Genomic DNA, 20,723 nt, shown 5'->3' on the forward strand with positions numbered 1-20,723 from the left:
GCCTTCCGTTTTATCGGAAGGCGCTGAATATGCTATTTTAAAACCATAACTACCTTCCTTTACGCTAAAAGCGTAACGGTTGTTGTAGTAGTGTATGTGCTTATTAAAATCATTGTTTTTAAATTGATATGCCAAAGCTAATATTTCAATTTTTAATTGCAAATTTTTACACGATATTTATTACTCGAATATTTTTTTTTCGAATAGCTGTTAACATGTATGAATACTGAACTTCTCTTCCCAAAACCCCGCCTATGAATCGCTTGAACTTTCTCTCTTCTCATGGTGAAATGGGAAAACTCATCCGCGAGAAGGATTGGACAAAAACGCCGTTAGGTGAACCTAGAGATTGGCCTCAAAGTTTAAAGACTACGCTCAGCATCATACTAAACTCTAAATTTCCCAAATTTTTATTTTGGGGAGAAGAATTAATCTGTTTCTATAACGATGCATACCGCCCAAGCTTAGGTAATGAAGGAAAGCATCCTAACATTTTAGGAGCAAAAGGTAGCATCGCATTTCCTGAGATCTGGGATATTATTAAGCCTATGATGGATGTGGTAATCGCAACTGGAGAAGCAACATGGAGCGAAAACCAGTTACTTCCACTTTACAGAAACGGCAATATTGAAGATATTTATTGGACCTTTAGTTACAGTCCTATCGTTGATGAAAACGGAACGATTGCTGGCATCTTTACAACCGTTGTGGAAACAACTGCCGAAGTAAATATTAGGAAAAATCTAATAGAAGCAAATAAACGCTTTTACGAAAACATCATGCAAGCGCCAGTAGCAATGAGTGTTCTTGTTGGAGAAAATTTTGTAGTTGAAATAGCGAACCAATTGATGTTAGAACTTTGGGGGAAACAAGAAGCTGATGTAATCAACAAACCGGTTTTTGAAGGCCTTCCAGAAGTAAAAGGACAAGGTTTAGAGAAAATTATAGAAAACGTATTCCGTACGGGCCAAAAGTTTGAAGCAAATGAACGGGTAGTGGTATTACCCAGAAACGGAAAACTCGAAAACATATACCTGAATTTTGTTTACGAACCCATTAAAGGGGAAAACAACCAAGTGGTGAGTATTGTGGCAACCGCCACAGATGTTACCAACCAAGTATTAGCCCGACAAAAAATACAGGAAAGCGAGGAAAGATTCAAAAAAGTAGCCGATAGTGCGCCAGTACTCATTTGGATGTCGGGAACCAACAAACTTTGCTATTATTTCAATAAAGCGTGGCTGCAGTTTACCGGCAGAACAATGCAAGAAGAAAACGGCAATGGATGGGCAGAAGGGGTACACCCCAACGATCTTGAACGCTGTATAGAAACCTACACTGGTGCATTTGATAAGCGGGAAGAGTTTTACATGGAGTACCGCCTAAAAAGGAACGACGGAACATACCGATGGCTTTCTGACAATGGTGCCCCGAGATTTACCGCCGACGGTATTTTTGAGGGATTTATCGGCGCTTGTATGGATATTCACGACAGCGTGACGGCAAAACAGGTTTTAAAAGAAAGTGAAGAGAAGTTAAATATTGTAATTGAAGCCACCGAGCTTGCCGTGTGGGAATACGATTACAAAAAGAAAGAGGGTGTATTTGACGCACAGTATGCAACTATTTTTGGATATACAAACCCAAAAGAACTAACGAGCAAACTGATTGAACAACATATGCACCCAGAGGATAATACAATTAGAGATAAAGCTCACGAAGTAGTACTAAAAACTGGTTTATTAACTTATGAAAGCCGGATAATATGGGCTGATAAATCTGTGCACTGGATTGATGTAAGCGGAAAATTATTTAAAGATCGGGACGGTTTGCCGGATAAGTTGATGGGAACTATCCGGGATATTACGCAGGATAAGAAAAATGAACAGGACTTAATTGATAGGGAAGAAAAATTTAGGCTTTTAGCAAATGAAATGCCGCAATTTGTGTGGATTGCTGATACCGAAGGGCATTTAAATTACTTTAATCCTTCGGTTTACAGGTATTCTGGAATGGATGAAAGCATTCTTGAGGATGACAACTGGCTAAATATTGTACATCCAGACGACCGAGAAGAAAACGTTAGACTGTGGACCAATTCCGTAAATACCGGAAAAGATTTCTTATTAGAACACCGTTTTAGGCGTAAAGATGGAGCTTACAGATGGCAGTTGAGCCGAGCAAAAGCTTTGCAGGACAGCAAAGGCAATATTACCATGTGGGTGGGTACCAGTACAGATATACACGACATTAAAGAGCTAGAGGAACAGAAAGACTACTTTATCAGTATGGCCAGTCACGAGCTTAAAACCCCTATTACATCTATAAAAGGCTACGTTCAATTATTAGAAAGCAAGTATAGAGACACGGAAGATCTGTTTCTAAAAAACTCTTTAAAAGTTGTGCACAAACAAATAGAGAGTTTAACAACTTTAGTTGCCGATTTATTAGATGTATCTAAAATAAAGACTGGAAATCTGCAACCCAAAAAAGCTCGATTTATCATCAATAACTTAATCGACGAGGTAATCTCTGAAATCCAACACATTAACCCGCTAAGTGAAATTAACTTTAAACGGGAATCAGAAATTGAGGTACTTGCGGATGAAGAAAATATAAGGCAGGTTATCGTTAATTTTCTGACTAACGCGGTTAAATATTCTCCAAATTCAAAAAAAGTAAATGTAAGCTTAACAGCGCATGAGAACCATATGATGTTCTCTGCTACCGATTCGGGAATTGGGATAACTCCAGAAAACCAGCTTAAGATATTCGACCGATTTTACAGAGTAGAAGGTAAAAATGAAAAAACTTTCCCCGGTTTTGGAATTGGACTTTACATTGCCGCAGAAATCATCAGAAAACACCAGGGTAAAATTGGCGTAAGTAGCGAAATAGGCAAAGGCTCCACCTTTTATTTTACCTTACCATTGTAAGGAAATGCAGAAGACTGAAAGCTTAAAACAAGAGGCCTACCTATATGAATTCGTTGATCTAATATTAACAAAGCATTAACAAAAAAACCTCGTCTGAATTCCAGACGAGGCTCTATATTAATATCGCAAGTAATCTTGATTCTTGCGTCTTGCTCTAAAACTAAGCTCCTAAAACAATTCTTTTAAAAGCACTAACTGTTAAGCCTTTAGATGTTTCATCTAAAAATTTACGGATATCCTTTGAAGAATCCTTAACAAACTCTTGGTTTAATAAAGTTTGTTCTTTGTAGAACTTATTCAATTTACCAGCAGCAATTTTCTCAATCATTGCTTCAGGCTTACCTTCTGCTCTAATTTGATCTTTTGCAATTTCAAGTTCTTTTTCGATAACTCTTGCGTCAACATCATCTTTATCAATACCAACTGGGCTCATTGCAGCAATTTGCATTGCAACATCTTTTCCAGCTTCGTCTAATCCAGCTCCGTTTTGATTAAAACCAACCAACACAGCTAAACGGTAGTTTCCATGAATATAAGCAACTACTTTTTCAGCAGCAACAGCTTCAAATTTAGAAACACCGATTTTCTCGCCTATTTTACCAGTTTGGTCAATAATTAAGTCGGAAATTTTAGCACCATCTAGTTCTAAAGCAGTCAACTCTTCAATAGAAGAAACACCGCTTTCAACCGCTTTATCAGCAATTGCTTGTGCAAAAGCAACGAAATCTGCGTTTTTAGCTACGAAATCAGTTTCGCAGTTTACTTCAACAATAATTCCTTTTTTACCGTCAGCAGTTGTTTTAGCAATTACAACACCTTCGTTAGAATCTCTGTCTGAACGTGAAGCTGCTACTTTAGCCCCTTTTTTACGTAAATAATCAATTGCAGCTTCAAAATCGCCATTAGCTTCTGTTAAAGCTTTTTTGCAATCCATCATACCTGCGCCAGTTTGCTGACGAAGTTTGTTTACATCTGCTGCAGAAATTTGTACTGTAGACATTTTATTTTTCTTTTTAAATTTTTAACTAAAAGCAATGGGTTGTTAACAGAAGCTGAGATTACTCCAACTACAGCTAACAACCCATCACTAAATTTATTTACTCTCCTTTTGCCTCATCCGTAGCAGCTGCTTCCGCAACTACTGGAGTTCCAGCGTCAGCACCTTTACGGGTTCTTTTACCTGGTTCAGCCGGAGCTTTTTCTTCTTTAGCTTCTGGAGCGTCAACTTTTGCTTTTTCAGCAGCAGCTTCTTTATCGCTTTCAGCATCCTTCTCTTGCTTACGCTCTTCTAAACCTTCATTAATCGCATCAATAATAATGCTGGTGATTAAAGAGATAGATTTAGTAGCATCATCATTCGCTGGGATAGGGAAATCGATGTTTGAAGGATCAGAGTTAGTATCTACCATTGCAAAAGTAGGTATGTTTAACTTGATAGCCTCAGTTACAGCGATATGCTCTTTTTTAACATCAATCAAAAACAAAGCAGCTGGTAAACGGTTTAAATCAGCAATACCTCCTAAAAGGCTTTCTAATTTAATACGCTCACGCTGAATCATTAATTTTTCTTTTTTAGAAAGCACATCGTAAGTACCGTCTTTAGTCATCTTGTCGATGTTTGTCATCTTCTTGATCGACTTTCTAACAGTAGCAAAGTTAGTTAACATACCACCTAACCATCTTTCGGTTACAAACGGCATATTTACAGATTTTGCGTATTCTGCAACGATGTCTTTAGCTTGTTTCTTAGTAGAAACAAATAATATTTTACGACCCGATTTAACAATTTGTTTGATAGCAGAAGCTGCTTCTTCAACGCGTGTTAAAGTTTTGTTTAAGTCGATAATGTGAATTCCGTTACGCTCCATAAAAATATATTGCGCCATTTTCGGATTCCACTTGCGGGTAAGGTGACCAAAATGTACACCTGCATCCAATAAGTCCTGATAAGTTGTTCTTGCCATTGTCTTGTCCTCCGAATATTAACGTTTACTGAATTGGAATTTCTTACGAGCTTTAGCTCTACCTGGTTTCTTACGCTCAACCATACGGTTATCACGTGTCATTAAACCTTTAGCTCTAAGAGATGGTTTCCTAATAGCGTCTAATTCAACAATAGCTTTAGCGATAGCTAAACGAACAGCTCCAGCTTGTCCATTAATACCGCCACCTTTAACATTTACAGTAACATCGTATTGCCCTGTAACTTCAGCAACAATAAAAGCCTGATTTACAACATACTGCAAAGGCAGTGTTGGGAAATATTCTGTATGATCTTTACCGTTTACGGTTATGGTACCGTTGCCGTCTTTCAAGTAGATTCGGGCAACTGCAGTTTTTCTTCTTCCAGAAGTATTAGTAACTGACATTTCTTTTCTCCTTTAAATTTAAAATTTAACTTCTTTAGGGTTCTGCGCAGCATGTGGATGCTCATTACCTGCATAGATATACAGATTTTTGAAAATTGCTCTACCTAAACGAGTTTTAGGTAACATACCACGTACAGCCTTCTCGATAATACGAGTTGGATGCTTTTCCATTAAATCTTTCGGAGTAATGAAACGCTGACCACCTGGGTAGCCAGTATATCTAACATAAACTTTGTCAGACATTTTATTACCAGTCAATTTAACCTTGTCTGCATTGATAACGATTACATTATCGCCGCAGTCTACGTGTGGGGTAAAAGATGGCTTGTTTTTTCCTCTAATCACCTTAGCGATGTTAGAAGACAAGCGCCCCAAAATCTCGCCCTGAGCGTCAACAACAATCCATTGTTTGTCAACGGTCTTTTTATTGGCAGAGACAGTTTTGTAACTTAACGTATTCACTTGCTTTGTATTTAATTAATAAAATATAGTATTCCCCTAATTTTTTTAGGGACTGCAAAGATAGAACTATGCTTTTATATATCAAAGGGTTGGATGGAGATTTATTTGGAAGATTTTGAGTGGGAGGTGGGAAGTAAGCGGGTTGTAGGTTATAAGTTTTATAGATAGGCTATCTGACAGAAAGTCCCCTTTCCCAATTTAATCACTTTATTGATCTGGGCGTTTCCTTTTTCCATAGCACAAGGCCCCACCCAGGTCAGGCTTTCCGCTCATAAGCACAAAGCCTTAGCCACGGGCGGGTACCCACTACAATCCCTAACCAGATATTATTCTCTTGATCCCCATGCACTCGCCATTCTTCTTTTGATTCTCTTAATCGGTGTACTCATCGAAATTAGAGAATCGCCCTAACAAAAGCGACGCTACGAAAGCATCGAGCGTGAAATATAAGCTAGGTTTTACCATTATTACTTTATTATTACAGTACAAGCTAATTCTGCCAAGTTTATGACCTAAATCACTTTAGATATGAAAAGCTTTGCCTTAGATTTGCTGAAAAATATATTTTAATATGAAACAAATGAAATTAAAATCAACTTTCGCAATGTTAGCCCTAGGCTTAACCTTCTTATTTGCGTGTAACAACGAACAAAAAAGTGAAGCAACGAATGAAACAGCGGTTGCTGATGAAACAGCTGTTGATGAAACGGAGGCTACCAGCCAAGAAAAAGCAGAAATCACTTTAAATGCCAATGATGCTATGCAGTTTGATAAAAATGAGTTTACTGTTTCTGCTGGACAAACAGTAGTTTTAACGTTGAACCATACAGGCAAACAGCCTGCAGCTTCTATGGGACACAATTTTGTACTTTTAACCCAAGGTACAGATATGGCTACTTTTGCAACTGCAGCAATGGCGGCTAAAGACAATGATTACATCCCAGCTGATGGTAATGGCGTAATTGCACATACCAAACTTATTGGTGGCGGAGAGAGCGACACCATTACCTTCACAGCTCCAGAAAAAGGGACTTATGATTTTTTATGTTCTTTCCCAGGGCACTATTCTATTATGAAGGGTAAATTTATTGTTCAGTAAAAAGAACTAAAGTTTATACTTAAAAAGTCCCAGAAGGCTTGCAGGGAATTATATTATCTTGCACCTCTGGGACTTTTCTTTTTCAAAGGGCTTTTATTTTCCGGCTGGAGGGTTACTAGCTTTTTCAAAGCTCCCTAATTCTATTATACCGTTCTATTAGAAACAGCCGTTTATCTTATCGTAACAAACGGCTGTTCGGATGTTAAGCTGGCACAGCCAGTAGTAAAACCCATTCCTTGGCCATTTTTTTAGCGCTAGGCAATTCGCTTTCACTACTGTCATATTGCTTATAAAGAACAATTTCTTTTTTCGCACCATTAGCAAAAGACAATAAAAGCATCACATTTCTTACTTCTTTGCCATTATAACTTATCTCTTCCTTAACACTTATAACTTTTTCAAGGTCGATTAATTCGTAGGTAAAATCGATTAAATTGAGAAGTATCAACTTCCGCTTATCCGAAAAGGCAAGTAGCAAGTTCCCTATACTGCCTGTACGGGTAAGTTTACAATTATTATCGGCAGTAATGCTGTCGAGTTTGTTTTGGAGTAATTCCTGTTTCTTTTTTCTGTTACTTCTTTTAACTATAACTACGGGAATCAATATCAATGCGGCTAAAACAACCATAACAAGGGTGTTCTCTAAAATATTTGTCATTTTTTTTAGGATATAAATTTTGGATTACCAGTATTAACTGGCAGCTAAATAAAGATTTGGAAATTATCTTTTTAAATTTCCTAGGAGGATTGCCTGATCTTTAAAAGAAAGAGCAATTGCGTAACTAATAAAAAGAATGGAAAGGAAAAAGGATGAGCCACAACCAGCGTTGCCTCAAAACTTTAATTTTTTTCTGATAAAAACTATCCGCACCAATTCCAGCAAAACCGATGAAGGAAATAAAAGTGAACAGTACGGACGTAGAAACAGGCAAAGTTTGCGAGTGTACAGGGAACGACACTCTTGAACTCTCTAAAAACGCAGCACTTGTACCACATGTCTGTACTTTTTTAAACTCCTGCTGTTGATTACGCTCAAGTTTTGCTTGATCATAAGAAACGACTGAGGCCTTCGTGTTAAATACGATCCCGAAAATTAAGATGGTAAATATTTTTAGCAGTAGCTTCATTTTATGCAATGATACAAAATCATTGCAATAGTAAAGTAAAAAGGTGGCTTGATGAAAAAATTGAAAAAGGTAGGAAGGTGGAAATAACCTTTTTCCTCGAAAAATTCGCCTTCTACCCCCTAAACTCTTTATTTTGTATAAAATCCCGCTATAAGTTTAACGCCAAGTCTGTTTTTTTTGGCGGCTTTACAAGAAATTTAATACAACAATATGCCACAACAGAATTTTAAGGAGCGACTAAACAGCATTATATTCGGAACAGATACCAAAGAAGGAAAACACTTTGACATCATTTTACTTTGGGTAATCTTGGTCAGTGTAGTGGTGGTGATTGCGGAAAGCATGCCTGAGCTCGGCCTTAGGTTTCCAAAAACATTTTATTACATCGAATGGTTTTTCACCATTGCGTTTTCTATTGAATACTTGGTTAGAATTTATATTGCAGAAAAGGCCCGTAAATACGTATTCAGCTTTTGGGGTGTTATAGATTTCCTTTCTGTTGTCCCCACTTATTTCAGCATCTTTTTTGCCGCGTACCACTACCTCTTAGTCATCAGAATACTTCGGTTACTGCGAATCTTTAGGATATTAAAGCTGGTTAGGTTTACCCGCGAAGGACAAGTTCTTTTAGCCGCACTAAAATTGAGCGCTTACAAAATAGCAGTTTTTATAACCTTCATATTTACCTTCATTGTACTTTTAGCTACGCTAATGTATGTGATCGAACATGGAAACCCAGGGTTTTCTAGCATTCCTTCCAGTATTTATTGGGGAATCGTCACGGTTACCACGGTTGGCTTTGGAGACATTGTACCCATGACTTATCTGGGTAAAGCCATTGCATCTTTCATGATGTTATCGGGTTATGCAATAATTGCAGTACCTACCGGAATTGTAACTGCAGAACTTACTAAAAAGGTGAGAGAAAAACACCAGTCGGAATGCCCGAAATGCGATCGACCAGTAAAAAATGCCGATAACTTCTGTGGCAATTGCGGGCAAACCTTAAGCTTGGAGACCGAATACTAGTAGGCAATTTGATCGCATTTCTTTTTGCGCTAACGATTGAAACGGCATCCTTTTTTTTGTGCTTAAACTGGGTGCAGGTAACAAAAAAAGATTTAGTGAAAAAGCGTGTAAAAGCGCCCGATTAAAAATTTAAGAAACTTGATACTGCTTTTTAAAGACTTGTGTGCAATTTAGCTGGCACAAAAAAAGGCCTCAGATTTTAAACCTGAGACCTTTAATAATTAATCAAAAATCCTTATTGGTTAATCAATGCTTTCCCTTTTGTTTTACGTTCTTGATCTGTTAAGTAAATTTTACGTAAACGGATGCTTAATGGCGTAACTTCAATGTACTCATCAGCTTGGATATATTCCATACACTCTTCTAAAGAGAATTTGATTGCTGGTGCAATACGTGTATTATCATCTGTACCAGAAGCTCTCATGTTAGTCAATTGCTTTCCTTTGGTTACGTTAATTACCAAGTCGGTATCACGGATGTGCTCACCCAAAATCTGACCTTCGTAAATATCAACTCCTGGATCAACAAAGAAACGGCCTCTATCTTGCAATTTGTCAATCGCATAAGCGGTAGTCATCCCTTTATCCATAGAAATTAAAACTCCGTTTCCACGTCCAGGGATTGTACCTTTCCAAGGTTCGTAGGCTTTAAAACGGTGCGCCATAATTGCCTCACCTGCAGTTGCAGTTAAAACGTTGTTACGTAGACCAATAATACCGCGAGCAGGAATGTCGAATTCTAAATGCTGTAGATCGCCTTTAGGTTCCATAATCAATAAATCACCTTTACGCTGCGTTACCAATTCAATTACTTTACCTGCAACCTCACCCGGTACATCAACAATTAAAGTTTCAATCGGCTCGCATTTAACGCCATCAATAACTTTAACAATTACCTGTGGCTGGCCAACCTGCATTTCGTAACCTTCACGACGCATGGTTTCAATTAAAACTGATAAGTGAAGAATACCACGACCGTAAACTAGGTAGGAATCTGGAGATTCGGTCTCTACTAAACGTAAAGCCAAGTTTTTCTCTAATTCTTTGTATAAACGCTCACGTAAACGCTGTGAAGTAACAAATTTACCTTCTTTACCAAAGAAAGGAGAGTTGTTGATGGTAAACAACATGTTCATTGTTGGCTCATCAATAGAAATTACTTCCAATTGTTCTGGATTGTTGAAATCAGCAATGGTATCGCCAATGTCAAAACCATCAATACCTACAACAGCACAAATATCTCCACACCCAACTTCAGTAACTTTAACTTTCCCTAAGCCTTCAAAAGTATATAATTCTTTAATTCTTGATTTTACAATTTTACCATCGCGTTTTACCAAAGAAACTGGCATGTTTTCTTTGATGGTACCGCGGGCAACTCTACCAACTGCAATACGACCTACGAAAGAAGAATAATCTAACGAAGTAATCTGCATTTGCAAAGTACCTTCCTGTATTGGTGCTGGTGGAATGTTTGCTAAAATAGCATCCATCAAAGGGAAAATATTTTCTGTCTTTTCTTTCCAGTCTGTACTCATCCATCCTTGTTTTGATGAACCGTAAATTACAGGGAAATCTAACTGATCTTCTGTTGCATCCAGGTTGAAGAACAATTCGAAAATTTGTTCGTAAACTTCTTCTGGGCGACAGTTTTCTTTATCTACTTTGTTTACAACAACAATTGGTTTTAAGCCTAAAGCCAAAGCTTTTTGTGTTACAAAACGAGTTTGAGGCATTGCGCCTTCAAAAGCATCACATAATAACACTACACCATCGGCCATTTTCAAAACACGCTCAACCTCGCCACCAAAATCCGCGTGACCAGGTGTATCAATGATATTGATTTTCACGTCCTTATACTGAACCGAAACGTTTTTTGAAACAATGGTAATACCACGTTCACGCTCTAAATCGTTGTTGTCTAATATCAGGTCACCCGAGTTCTCATTATCTCGGAAGATAGAACAGGAGTGTAAAATTTTGTCAACTAATGTGGTTTTACCGTGGTCAACGTGGGCGATAATCGCTATGTTTCTAATCTTTTGCATTCAAAAATTACTCTAAAAAAATTTTTGCAAAGGTATAATATTAATCACAAAAAATCGCATGCTAATCATTTGAATTTAAAATGACTATGTATTATTTTTAAACTTTTACCTTTGTAAGGTTATGGATTTACAGCTCATTATCGTTATCATTTTATTCTTAGGCGCCTTATTTTATATGGGGAGGTTAATATATAGGAGTTTAAAATCAAAAAAAGGCTGCGCCAGTGGCTGTGGTAAATGTGGGGTTGATTTCTCAAAAATCGACACAAAAAAAAATTAATACGTTTTTATTTTTTACCCTCAAAAAACAAAAAAGGCATAAGGTAATAAGCTTACGCCCCCAACCTTAAAAAATATTTCCTAAATCTTAATTCTGAAACTGGGTAGGATATCTGTTGCTGGATTCCTTTTATCAGTCGCTACGTTTTCATTTTGTAGAGGGTGTTTTCACTTCTACTACAGGTCGATTTTCCTCAAACAGGATACCAGTCAATATCATTACTTAAGAGGTTTTTGTCCTTGTCGAGGACACGAGACATCTCGCAAGGCAATACATTGGGTGTCCTACCTATTTGTGAGATGTCTCACTGGCGTCAGACATGACGCCATGAAGAGAAAAATCTCTTAAATAACGACATCGGGATACCAGCATACCATTGTAATTTGTTTGCTTTCTGTAAAGAGGTTTATAAAATTGAAATGCTGTAGCGTAAAATTTATTTTAATTCCCCTTATAATCATTACATTGCTTAACGGTGTGGTTACAAACGCCAAAACTGCCCAACATTATTCCTTTACCACATTATAATTTTATAGATTTGCTCGTTAATATTTAGTGGAACAACCCTGTTAACCATGGAGATTATAAGTACAGAAGAATTTGCCAAAGCCACCAAGCTTAATAAGTTAAGAATGCCTGGTTTGGCGTCTTTAATAATGGCGATTATGAAGATCACCGACATCAACGAAACGTTTGCAAAAGCAGCAAAGTACGAAGGCGTTGAATTTGTTGATGAGATTTTACGGTTGGTTGGCGTAAAGGTAGAAGTTAATGAATCTGACTGGAAAAACATCCCTTTAGAAGGTGCATTTACGGCGATTGCTAACCACCCTTATGGTGGCATAGAAGGCTTGATATTAATAAAGGTTTTATGTACGGTTAGGCCCGATGCCAAAGTGATGGCTAACTTTTTATTAAAAAAAATACCTAACCTGACCGATTTTTTTGTTGCGGTAAACCCGTTTGAGAACATAGAACATTCGTCCAGCATCAGCGGTATAAAAACCACATTATCATTACTAAATAACGGAACGCCTATCGGTATTTTTCCGGCTGGCGAGGTTTCAACCTATAAAATAAATCAGCAACAGATTACCGATAAAATATGGCATCCGGTGGTGGGTAAACTGATTAGTAAAGCTAAAGTTCCGGTATTGCCTATCTATTTCCATGGAAATAATGGTTTACTGTTTAATCTTCTATCCTTAATTCATCCTACTTTACGAACGGCAAAGTTACCCTCAGAACTTTTCAATAAAAAAGGACACACCATTAAAGTACGTATAGGAAAACCGATTGCTTATAAGGATATACCAACAAACGACAACAGCACCGATATGCTTGCCTTTTTAAGAGCTAAAACCTATGCTTTAGGCGCAGGTTTAGAAGAAGAAAAGAAAATTTTTAGTCCACGGAATCTTTTTAAAATCAAATCTAAGCCTCAAGAAATTGTAGCTCCAATTGCGCAAGAGCTGATGGAGGAAGAGGTAGAAAAACTAAGAGACTCGCATAAAATCTGGACAGAAAAAAACTACGAGGTTTATATTACGCCAACAGCAAATATTCCGAATATCATCAAAGAAATTGGAAGGTTAAGAGAGGTTACCTTTCGAGAAGTTGGTGAAGGATCCAACAAAGCCATAGATTTAGATAGCTACGATATTTATTATAACCATTTATTTATTTGGGATTTAGAAACTAAGATGATTGTAGGTGCTTACCGTATTGGAAAAGGCGACGAGATCTTTTACAGTTTCGGCAAAAAGGGATTTTACATTTATGAGCTATTCAAAATCAAATCGCAGTTTTACCCGGTCTTGCGCAATAGCTTAGAGCTTGGTCGAAGCTGGATTAGAAAAGAATACCAACAAAAACCTTTACCGCTGTTTTTACTGTGGAAAGGGATCTTAAAATATATTTTAGACAACCCGCAGTACCGCTATTTGATTGGGCCTGTTTCTATTAGCAATGCTTTTAGTAAATTCTCCAAATCCTTAATCGTAAACTTTATTTACCGCAACCATTTTGATAGCGAGCTGGCGCATATGGTAAAACCACGTAAAAAGTTTAAGGTTGATTTTTCTAAAATCGACGCGGATTTGTTGACGGCTTCCAGCAGTTCCTTAAAAAATCTGGACAGCTTAATTGCCGAGATTGAAACTACACATATTAAAGTTCCGGTACTACTAAGACAGTACATCGCATTGAATGCAAAAATTATCTGCTTCAATATCGACCCTAAATTCTCGGATTGTTTGGATGGTTTCTTAGTCCTCGATTTACAGGATGTACCACATGATATGCTGGAGAAATTGGGTAAAAATATTTAACAATGGAAGAGAAAAGCAAGGATCTGGACGAACAAAAGAATAATCCCTTACATGGTTTAACTTTAGAAACTATTGTAACGGATTTATCGAAATACATCGGCTGGGAAAAAATGGCGGAGAAAATTCCTATAAAATGCTTTTCCAACAACCCTAATGTAAAATCGAGCTTGGCTTTTCTGCGTAAAACACCTTGGGCTAGGCAAAAAGTAGAATATCTTTATCGCTATAATATCAAGCGTATAGAAAAAGGGAAAAGTGGTTTGTTGTAAAGTTTTATTTTTTTTGATACGATTTTGAACTGGGGCGGAAGCAAATCACAAAGTCCACCACACTCCTTCGACTCCCTCCTCGACTCCGCTCAGAGTGACAATCCTCAGGATGAAACCTACCGTGGGAATGAATTCTAAACGCAGGGTCGTCTGCAACAGACCCTGCTTGGACATAATCCCAATTTAATAAAAAAGACCCTAATTTCTCTTGTAAAAAGCCCTACGCACTCCTTCGACTCCCTCCTCGACTCCGCTCAGAGTGACAATCCTCAGGATGACATGCCCTTATTTTCTTGCGGAAATTTATTTATAAAGCCCTTTACTTTCAATAAAAGCAATCACCTCATCAGGTAAAAAATACTTTACACTCTTTTCAGCGCTTATTGATTTTCTAATAAAGGTTGAGGACAGCTCCATCAAAGGTGTTTCTGTAATGGTAACATACGGATGGCTCGCAAGTTCTGAGTTTTCATAACCCGGACGCGGGTAAACATAAATCTTATAATCGCGTAGAATCAACTCGTAGTTCTTCCACTTTTTTAAAGATTTAAGGTTATCAGAACCCATAATCAGTGTAAACTCGTGTTCTGGATAAAGCTCCCTTAAATGTGTTAAGGTATCAATGGTATAAGATGGTTGTGGCAATTTCAGTTCGATATCGCTCACCATAATATTCTCCGCGTCTTCGGTAGCTAGCTTCGCCATCTCTAATCGATCATAAACCTGGATCAGATCCTTTTTTTCTTTCAAAGGATTGTGTGGCGAAACCACCAACCAAACTTTATCTAAAGCGGTATGGTTGGCTAAATAGCTGGCAATAATTAAATGCCCTGTATGTATCGGGTTAAAAGACCCAAAAAGTAATCCTATCTTCAATTTTTTTAGGTTTTTAGGTTGTTGGTTGGTTCGGTTGTTAGTAATGACTTTGTTTGTTGCTTTGTAGAAAGAAGTATTAGAGGTATAATGAGCTTTATGCCTCAATAAACTGCAAAAGTAAATCCTCTGCTTCTTTACAAGCCGTATTTAAATCGTAATTCTTTAGAATGACATCAAATTTTGGCGCATAGCTTAATTCCTTACCGGCTTTGGCAATACGCTCCTGTACTTTTTCTTTACTTTCTGTACCCCTACCGGTCAAACGTTCAATCAACACTTCCAATGATGGTGGCTGTACAAAAATAGCGAGTGCATCTTCACCGTATTTTTCTTTCAAACGTAAACCACCTTCCACATCTAAATCAAAAATAACGGTTTTCCCGCTATCCCAAATCCGCTGGATCTCACTTTTTAACGTTCCGTAAAATGTCCCCGAATAAACTTCCTCAAATTCGGCGAAAGCATGCTGCGCAACTTTATGCAAAAATTCTTCTTTAGAGATGAAATAATAATCTTTCTCATTCTGTTCCTCGCCGCGGGCTTCGCGAGTGGTTGCCGATATAGAAAAGGCAATTTTTTCTGGAAATGTTTTTAACAGATGTTGTACGATGGTGGTTTTACCTGCTCCAGATGGCGCAGAAAATATAATGAGTTTACCTTGCATTCTTTTTAAGCTGAAAGCTAAAGGCTGAAGGCTTAAAGCTATTTACTTCGAGCCTTAGTCTTTTGGCTTATTTACAAAACGTTTAACAGTTGTTCTTTGATTTTTTCTAATTCTTCCTTCATCCCAACAACATAGCGCTGAATGTTGGCGTCGTTGGCCTTAGAGCCCATGGTATTGATTTCTCGACCAATTTCTTGGGATATAAAACCTAGTTTTTTACCGTTGGCATCCTTGTTTTTTAAAGTTTCGATAAAATAGTTGCAATGGCTTTTCAGTCTTACTTTTTCTTCGGTAATATCCAACTTATCAATATAGTAAATCAACTCCTGCTCTAAACGATTCTGGTCTACGTTTTCCTTCCCCACCGCATCGGCAAGCATGGTGTTTAATTTTTCTTTGATTGCAGGCACCCGATTAGGTTCATCACGTTCTACCAAAGCCATAAAATCTAATATACTTTTGACCCTGTTTATTAAATCAAGCTCTAAAACAGCGCCCTCATCCCCTCTAAATTGTTGGAAATTATCAATTGCTCTGTAAAAAGTTTCCAGCATCAGCTTCCACTCGTCCTCAGAAACCGAACTTTCATCGTACTTCACCACTTCCGGTAAATTTAAAACCACAGGAATTAGGTTATTTCCCTCATCACCAATCGTATTAGCGATACCTTTAAGCTCGGCATAATAATGCGCAAATAAATCTTTGTTAATAGTGGCTGCTTTTGAACCTGCGTCGGTCACATCTGCACTAATGCTCAACATCACTTTACCACGCTCCAACAACTTGCTACACTCATTTCTTAAAAAAAATTCCTTGTCGGAAAATGCTTTTGGTAACTTGATATTTAGTTCTAGAAATTTACTGTTGAGAGATTTAAGTTCAACGGTGTATTTGCCATTAGCCAAGTCGGTAACGCTGGCACCGTAACCAGTCATAGATTTAATCATTTGCAAAGATAAAATTTAAAGGGAGATAAATGAATTGGAAATTTTACTCAAGTCACCCTCCGGACTGTCATCCCGTTTTAATAGTTTCTCGCTTTATGTCCAAGCGGGGTCTGTTGCAAACGACCCTGCTTTTTTAATGGTAATTTTTTAGTTAATTGTTACTTTTTTCTTTTGGGAACTGTTCTTTGAATCATAATCTTCCCGCCTCATTGCCGCCGGAAAGGCTAGTTCTTTTCCTTTAGCTGAAAAGGAACCAAAAAGCCACCGCTGCGTTTTATGCTAACAAAGGCAGTGCTTTAATTTCTGTACCAATACCGCATAAAACAAGGCGGAATTTTTCGCTAACGAAAGGACATTGCTAGTAATACTCCTGTTAACCGCATCGCTCCTCCTTTACCCCTCATTGTGATGAGCAAAGCTTCCGCCTTTGCGACGGGGGAAGTGACATCTGTTGGTTAACAGATTCTTGCTTGATTCACGGTTGTCTTTCTTTTGGAAATTGTTCTTTGAATCATAATCTCCCCGCCTCATTGCCGGCGGAAGGGCTAGTTTCTTTTTTTCCGCAAAAAAGTAACCAAAAAACTCTCCGCTGCGTTTTATGCTACAAAGGCAGTGCTTTAATTTCTGTACCAATACCGCATAAAACAAGGCGGAATTTATCGCCAACGAAAGGACTGTGCGCTGAGGAATACTCCCACTTAACCGTAAACCCCTCCGTCACCCGTCATTGTGATGAGCGAAGCGTTAGCCTCTGCGCTGGGGCGAAGTAACAATCCGTGTGTTAATTGCTTCTTGCTTGATTCACGGTTGTCCCTATTTTTCGATTCCGTCCAAGCAGGGTCTCTCACAGAGGACCCTGCGTTTCGTCAACTGACCTTTTTTTGTCTATAAGAAATCGGCGAATATACCTGCTAGTGGCTGTGCTGAAAAACAGTATAAAGCTAGAAACTTAGAGACCTCTCTCTTCTTTCGAGGTGACGTGGAGCTATCGCCTCCATCGTAAATAACAAAGTCCAAAAAACAATAGTAATCCTATCCAAAAGCAAAATTTCCAGTTAAAAGCTACAGGCAAAATCTCCTGTTTTAACATCCGACGTTTCAGGCTTTCTCTTTTATTTTTCTCATTCTTTTCTAAAAGCTTTTGCCTTCTGCATTAAATTAAACAACATCGCTCCTCCTTCATCCGTCAGTGCGAAGCCCGAAGCGGCAGCGTTGTGCGAAGCGGGCTGTGGCAATCCGTGTGTTAATTGCTTCTTGCTTGATTCACGGTTGTCCCTATTTTTCGATTCCGTCCAAGCAGGGTCTCTCACAGAGGACCCTGCGTTTCGTCAACTGACCTTTTTTTTGTCTATAAGAAATCGGCGAATATACCTGCTAGTGGCTGTGCTGAAAAACAGTATAAAGCTAGAAACTTAGAGACCTCTCTCTTCTTTCGAGGTGACGTGGAGCTATCGCCTCCATCGTAAATAACAAAGTCCAAAAAACAATAGTAATCCTATCCAAAAGCAAAATTTCCAGTTAAAAGCTACAGGCAAAATCTCCTGTTTTAACATCCGACGTTTCAGGCTTTCTCTTTTATTTTTCTCATTCTTTTCTAAAAGCTCTTGTTCGGATAAAGCTACTTTTTTTCGTAAAGAGCTCTCCTTCTTCATCATCAGGATGTGATAGCTCCCCGCACCACCGGATAAGCCGCTATCCGCCTTCCATTTAAAAGGCGCATCAGCTTCAATGAATAAATGCTGTACCAAACTGTTTTCGGTAAGCGCTATTACACTGCTCCATCTACCCTGCTTCAGTTCCCTTCGGTTTGAAGATTTTACTACTGAAACGGAATCCTGCTCCAAACGTATTTTCTCTTTGAACAAAGTACATCCCGATAGGATGATTAACATCAAAAACACCAATATTCTCATGGTTTATCCTCCCCCACTTTTATCCAATCGGCGAAAGCATAAATACTTTTTGCCAGCCTTCTTTTTCGATACACACCATCGCCTTCTCTGCTCCCAGCAATATTGGTGTTTCCCTCTATACTAATGATCCAGTTCCCTTCCTTTCTTTCTACTAAACCCACATGGGCGATGCGCTTTAAGTTTGGAAACCAAATCCCGAATACATTTCCCTCCCTTGCCATGGAGGTGTTGACCTTAGGATTAAACAATGCGGGACTCCATCCGGTTCTGGGTCTGTTGAATCCAGACTGTTGAAATACCCAACTTATAAAAGCTGCACACCAAGGCTGGCCTTGCTTTAGTCCCACGGTGCTCAGGTATTTTTCAACGCTCGCTCCATCATTTCTACCTGTCTTTTCTCTTACGCCTATTTCTCTTTCGGCAGTGGCGATTACTTGTTGTCTTTTTTCGCTTTGCTGTGCTAACAAAGTGCGATGAGGCAGCCGATAACCGCCAATAGCAGCAAGGCAAATGATGCCCAATAAAATACGTATTGTTGCCATAAGGTTAATGTTTTAAATTGTGAAACCATCCTATTAAATGTGGGCAGACCCAGCCATCTCAAACTCGCTTTAAAAAGGTAAGCACTCAACAAGAGCAAAATCAGAAAAACTATAATTGCCAGTAATACCAGCGACCATATCCCAGCATCGGGTAAGGCCGCAGTGGGGTCTAACCAATAAACCCACAAAGGAGCACATTGGTAAATAACGCCTAGGCTAACTAGCAATAAGATTAAGGGGTGCGTATTGAGTACCGGGACTAGGCTACTCAGCCTCCGTCCGTTCATCGTAAAAATTGTCATTTTTTCTTTTGTTAAAGTGAAGACGAGCTTTCTTCCGCTCATCAAAATATATTTAAATAACAGCCGTCCCCAATCTAGGTCCGGCTGTTCGTAATGATTAGGAAACCGTTGTTTTACCGATGTATACGCTGGTAGCAATGCGCTTACCATCTTCATTACTAAAGCTCATCCAGCAATCTACCTCGTCACCAGTAAAGGTTGCGGGTAAGATAAGGTTGACCTCTCCTTCAGAACGGTTTGCTGCATTTTCCAAGGACACATATTGTGATTTTGTAGCATTGTAAACTAACAATATGGCTTTATCATTGGCCTCGGCTAAGCCGGTTCCGGTATTATCCTGCCAACTGAATAAAATACTGGCAGGCAAGGTACTTTCAACTATCGTAGCCCAAGGCCCAGCGAGATCACCCTGGCTAAAAATTACTTTCGTAGTGTCGACTTCAAAATCAGGACTTGCACCCATAATCGCATTTTTAACGTGGTAAGACACTGCCGCATTCATCGGTGTTCTGGCGCCGGTAGCGGCTTGATAGCCTTTGCTAATCAGTGCAGATATAGGTTTCAGGAACGCCATTACTGCGGCAAATTTTATTCTTTGATCAGATTGTAACGCAGTAGGAGCTTTAGAAGATGCCTTTGGCAAACTGCGCATATAATCAACACCTTTCCAGTTGCCTCCTATTACCGTCCCTACTTTTCCAGAGAATCCACCTAGGATTCCTTTTTTAATTGTTGCCATTTTTTCTTTTTTTAAATGATAAATAATCAAACTCCAAGCTTGTATGCCGGCCAGCTTTCACTTGTTGAAACAAACGTAGGCTACAATTTTATAAAAAACTATAGTCCAGTAGCTTATGTCTTAATTTGACTTTCATTGACGCTAATTGGCTGGGCTTGGCTGTTTTACTGTTTTTTTCTTAAAAATGACTTCTTCGCATGCTGTTCGGTACTGGTGCGTACCATGTTCGCAAAAAAGGTACTTTTTGCGAAGTACATACGAAGGTGCTACGAAGATGGTACGAACAAAGAGCCCATCGTTCCCACTGTCATGCTGAGGAACCTTCATTAACCGTCATTCCGAACGAGGTATGAGGAGGAATCTGTTAGTGGGATGTGGTGGAACAAGGGGCGTATGCTGGGGGACTTACAGACCTCTCCTTTCGTCGAGGTGACGTGAGGGGTAGTCGAGGTGACGGACCTTTATTAACCGTCATTCCGACGACAGTAACGAGGAGGAATCTGTTAGTGGGATGTGGTGGAACAAGGGGCGTATGCTGGGGGACTTACAGACCTCTCCTTTCGTCGAGGTGACGTGAGGGGTAGTCGAGGTGACGGACCTTTATTAACCGTCATTCCGACGAGAGTAACGAGGAGGAATCTGTTAGTGGGATGTGGTGGAACAAGGGCCGTATGCTGGAGGACTTACAGACCTCTCCTTTCGTCGAGGTGACGTGAGGGGTAGTCGAGGTGAAGGACCTTTATTAACCGTCATTCCGACGAGAGTAACGAGGAGGAATCTGTTAGTGGGATG

General features: G+C 38.9%; 19 protein-coding genes. 6 read left to right on the top strand and 13 right to left on the bottom strand.

Annotated elements, in window-relative coordinates; all coding sequences use genetic code 11:
* The first annotated feature begins 254 nt into the window (after positions 1-254).
* The gene (locus tag B176_RS0117640; RefSeq protein WP_083852756.1) at positions 255-2,936 is read left to right on the top strand and encodes a PAS domain-containing sensor histidine kinase; all 2,682 of its coding nucleotides are present in this window, start codon (positions 255-257) and stop codon (positions 2,934-2,936) included.
* Between the two features lie 160 nt (positions 2,937-3,096).
* On the opposite strand, the gene tsf is transcribed toward B176_RS0117640, so the two are convergent.
* From tsf to rplM, 4 genes are all read right to left on the bottom strand, one after another.
* Complete coding sequence (gene tsf, locus B176_RS0117645; RefSeq protein WP_017260164.1) at positions 3,097-3,936, bottom strand: translation elongation factor Ts; 840 nt, start codon at positions 3,934-3,936, stop codon at positions 3,097-3,099.
* A gap of 97 nt (positions 3,937-4,033) precedes the next feature.
* Positions 4,034-4,900 carry a 30S ribosomal protein S2 gene (gene rpsB / locus B176_RS0117650; RefSeq protein ID WP_017260165.1) on the bottom strand — a complete coding sequence of 289 codons (867 nt, stop codon included), beginning with the start codon at positions 4,898-4,900 and terminating at the stop codon, positions 4,034-4,036.
* A gap of 18 nt (positions 4,901-4,918) precedes the next feature.
* Positions 4,919-5,305, bottom strand: coding sequence for a 30S ribosomal protein S9 (gene rpsI, locus B176_RS0117655; RefSeq protein ID WP_017260166.1), 387 nt, complete (start codon positions 5,303-5,305; stop codon positions 4,919-4,921).
* 18 nt (positions 5,306-5,323) lie between these two features.
* Positions 5,324-5,767: a 50S ribosomal protein L13 gene (gene rplM, locus B176_RS0117660; RefSeq protein WP_017260167.1), complete on the bottom strand. Its 444-nt coding sequence runs from the start codon at positions 5,765-5,767 to the stop codon at positions 5,324-5,326.
* 580 nt (positions 5,768-6,347) lie between these two features.
* Between rplM and azu the strand changes: the two genes are divergently transcribed.
* Positions 6,348-6,866, top strand: coding sequence for an azurin (gene azu / locus B176_RS0117665; RefSeq protein ID WP_237739853.1), 519 nt, complete (start codon positions 6,348-6,350; stop codon positions 6,864-6,866).
* Between the two features lie 202 nt (positions 6,867-7,068).
* Here the strand turns inward: azu and B176_RS0117670 are convergent, their stop codons facing one another.
* On the bottom strand, positions 7,069-7,524 hold the full coding sequence (locus B176_RS0117670; protein ID WP_017260169.1) for a hypothetical protein: 456 nt from the start codon (positions 7,522-7,524) through the stop codon (positions 7,069-7,071).
* Between the two features lie 124 nt (positions 7,525-7,648).
* On the bottom strand, positions 7,649-7,993 hold the full coding sequence (locus B176_RS0117675) for a hypothetical protein (RefSeq protein WP_017260170.1): 345 nt from the start codon (positions 7,991-7,993) through the stop codon (positions 7,649-7,651).
* A gap of 210 nt (positions 7,994-8,203) precedes the next feature.
* Here B176_RS0117675 and B176_RS0117685 point away from each other — a divergent pair, with 210 nt between their 5' ends.
* Positions 8,204-9,022, top strand: a complete 819-nt coding sequence (locus tag B176_RS0117685) for an ion transporter (protein ID WP_017260172.1) — start codon at positions 8,204-8,206, stop codon at positions 9,020-9,022.
* Positions 9,023-9,257: 235 nt separating this feature from the next.
* Here the strand turns inward: B176_RS0117685 and typA are convergent, their stop codons facing one another.
* Positions 9,258-11,069, bottom strand: coding sequence for a translational GTPase TypA (typA, locus tag B176_RS0117690; protein WP_017260173.1), 1,812 nt, complete (start codon positions 11,067-11,069; stop codon positions 9,258-9,260).
* A 121-nt stretch (positions 11,070-11,190) separates the two neighbouring features.
* On the opposite strand from typA, the gene B176_RS20775 reads away from it, so the two are divergent.
* The 3 genes from B176_RS20775 (at position 11,191) to B176_RS0117705 (ending at position 13,948) form a co-directional block, all read left to right on the top strand.
* Entirely contained in the window at positions 11,191-11,349 is a 159-nt protein-coding gene (locus tag B176_RS20775; RefSeq protein ID WP_017260174.1) for a FeoB-associated Cys-rich membrane protein, read from the top strand.
* A 575-nt stretch (positions 11,350-11,924) separates the two neighbouring features.
* A complete protein-coding gene (locus B176_RS0117700; protein WP_017260175.1) occupies positions 11,925-13,679 on the top strand; it encodes a lysophospholipid acyltransferase family protein in 1,755 nt (584 codons plus the stop codon).
* 2 nt (positions 13,680-13,681) lie between these two features.
* Positions 13,682-13,948, top strand: coding sequence for a VF530 family protein (locus tag B176_RS0117705; protein ID WP_017260176.1), 267 nt, complete (start codon positions 13,682-13,684; stop codon positions 13,946-13,948).
* Positions 13,949-14,251: 303 nt separating this feature from the next.
* On the opposite strand, the gene nadD is transcribed toward B176_RS0117705, so the two are convergent.
* The 6 genes from nadD to B176_RS0117745 all read right to left on the bottom strand — a co-directional run bounded on the left by nadD (position 14,252) and on the right by B176_RS0117745 (position 19,931).
* Positions 14,252-14,824, bottom strand: coding sequence for a nicotinate (nicotinamide) nucleotide adenylyltransferase (nadD, locus tag B176_RS0117710; protein WP_026063433.1), 573 nt, complete (start codon positions 14,822-14,824; stop codon positions 14,252-14,254).
* A gap of 94 nt (positions 14,825-14,918) precedes the next feature.
* Positions 14,919-15,488: a guanylate kinase gene (gmk, locus tag B176_RS0117715; RefSeq protein WP_017260178.1), complete on the bottom strand. Its 570-nt coding sequence runs from the start codon at positions 15,486-15,488 to the stop codon at positions 14,919-14,921.
* A 71-nt stretch (positions 15,489-15,559) separates the two neighbouring features.
* On the bottom strand, positions 15,560-16,423 hold the full coding sequence (locus tag B176_RS0117720; RefSeq protein WP_017260179.1) for a YicC/YloC family endoribonuclease: 864 nt from the start codon (positions 16,421-16,423) through the stop codon (positions 15,560-15,562).
* 1,460 nt (positions 16,424-17,883) lie between these two features.
* Complete coding sequence (locus B176_RS0117730) at positions 17,884-18,327, bottom strand: hypothetical protein (RefSeq protein WP_193372315.1); 444 nt, start codon at positions 18,325-18,327, stop codon at positions 17,884-17,886.
* A 17-nt stretch (positions 18,328-18,344) separates the two neighbouring features.
* On the bottom strand, positions 18,345-18,890 hold the full coding sequence (locus tag B176_RS0117735) for a C40 family peptidase (protein WP_026063434.1): 546 nt from the start codon (positions 18,888-18,890) through the stop codon (positions 18,345-18,347).
* 399 nt (positions 18,891-19,289) lie between these two features.
* On the bottom strand, positions 19,290-19,931 hold the full coding sequence (locus B176_RS0117745) for a DUF6266 family protein (RefSeq protein WP_026063436.1): 642 nt from the start codon (positions 19,929-19,931) through the stop codon (positions 19,290-19,292).
* Positions 19,932-20,723: the final 792 nt, after the last annotated feature.

The organism is Pedobacter arcticus A12 (genome assembly GCF_000302595.1).
In the GTDB taxonomy this organism is placed as follows: domain Bacteria; phylum Bacteroidota; class Bacteroidia; order Sphingobacteriales; family Sphingobacteriaceae; genus Pseudopedobacter; species Pseudopedobacter arcticus.

Bases quoted from the DNA above. Each gene is read 5' to 3' on its own strand.
- B176_RS0117745 (WP_026063436.1), bottom strand. From the start codon at position 19,931: ATGGCAACAATTAAAAAAGGAATCCTAGGTGGATTCTCTGGAAAAGTA.
- B176_RS0117670 (WP_017260169.1), bottom strand. From the start codon at position 7,524: ATGACAAATATTTTAGAGAACACCCTTGTTATGGTTGTTTTAGCCGCA.
- B176_RS0117675 (WP_017260170.1), bottom strand. From the start codon at position 7,993: ATGAAGCTACTGCTAAAAATATTTACCATCTTAATTTTCGGGATCGTA.
- B176_RS0117700 (WP_017260175.1), top strand. From the start codon at position 11,925: ATGGAGATTATAAGTACAGAAGAATTTGCCAAAGCCACCAAGCTTAAT.
- B176_RS0117685 (WP_017260172.1), top strand. From the start codon at position 8,204: ATGCCACAACAGAATTTTAAGGAGCGACTAAACAGCATTATATTCGGA.
- rpsI (WP_017260166.1), bottom strand. From the start codon at position 5,305: ATGTCAGTTACTAATACTTCTGGAAGAAGAAAAACTGCAGTTGCCCGA.
- B176_RS0117705 (WP_017260176.1), top strand. From the start codon at position 13,682: ATGGAAGAGAAAAGCAAGGATCTGGACGAACAAAAGAATAATCCCTTA.
- gmk (WP_017260178.1), bottom strand. From the start codon at position 15,488: ATGCAAGGTAAACTCATTATATTTTCTGCGCCATCTGGAGCAGGTAAA.
- rpsB (WP_017260165.1), bottom strand. From the start codon at position 4,900: ATGGCAAGAACAACTTATCAGGACTTATTGGATGCAGGTGTACATTTT.
- B176_RS0117730 (WP_193372315.1), bottom strand. From the start codon at position 18,327: ATGTTAATCATCCTATCGGGATGTACTTTGTTCAAAGAGAAAATACGT.
- B176_RS0117735 (WP_026063434.1), bottom strand. From the start codon at position 18,890: ATGGCAACAATACGTATTTTATTGGGCATCATTTGCCTTGCTGCTATT.
- azu (WP_237739853.1), top strand. From the start codon at position 6,348: ATGAAATTAAAATCAACTTTCGCAATGTTAGCCCTAGGCTTAACCTTC.
- B176_RS0117720 (WP_017260179.1), bottom strand. From the start codon at position 16,423: ATGACTGGTTACGGTGCCAGCGTTACCGACTTGGCTAATGGCAAATAC.
- tsf (WP_017260164.1), bottom strand. From the start codon at position 3,936: ATGTCTACAGTACAAATTTCTGCAGCAGATGTAAACAAACTTCGTCAG.
- B176_RS0117640 (WP_083852756.1), top strand. From the start codon at position 255: ATGAATCGCTTGAACTTTCTCTCTTCTCATGGTGAAATGGGAAAACTC.
- typA (WP_017260173.1), bottom strand. From the start codon at position 11,069: ATGCAAAAGATTAGAAACATAGCGATTATCGCCCACGTTGACCACGGT.
- B176_RS20775 (WP_017260174.1), top strand. From the start codon at position 11,191: ATGGATTTACAGCTCATTATCGTTATCATTTTATTCTTAGGCGCCTTA.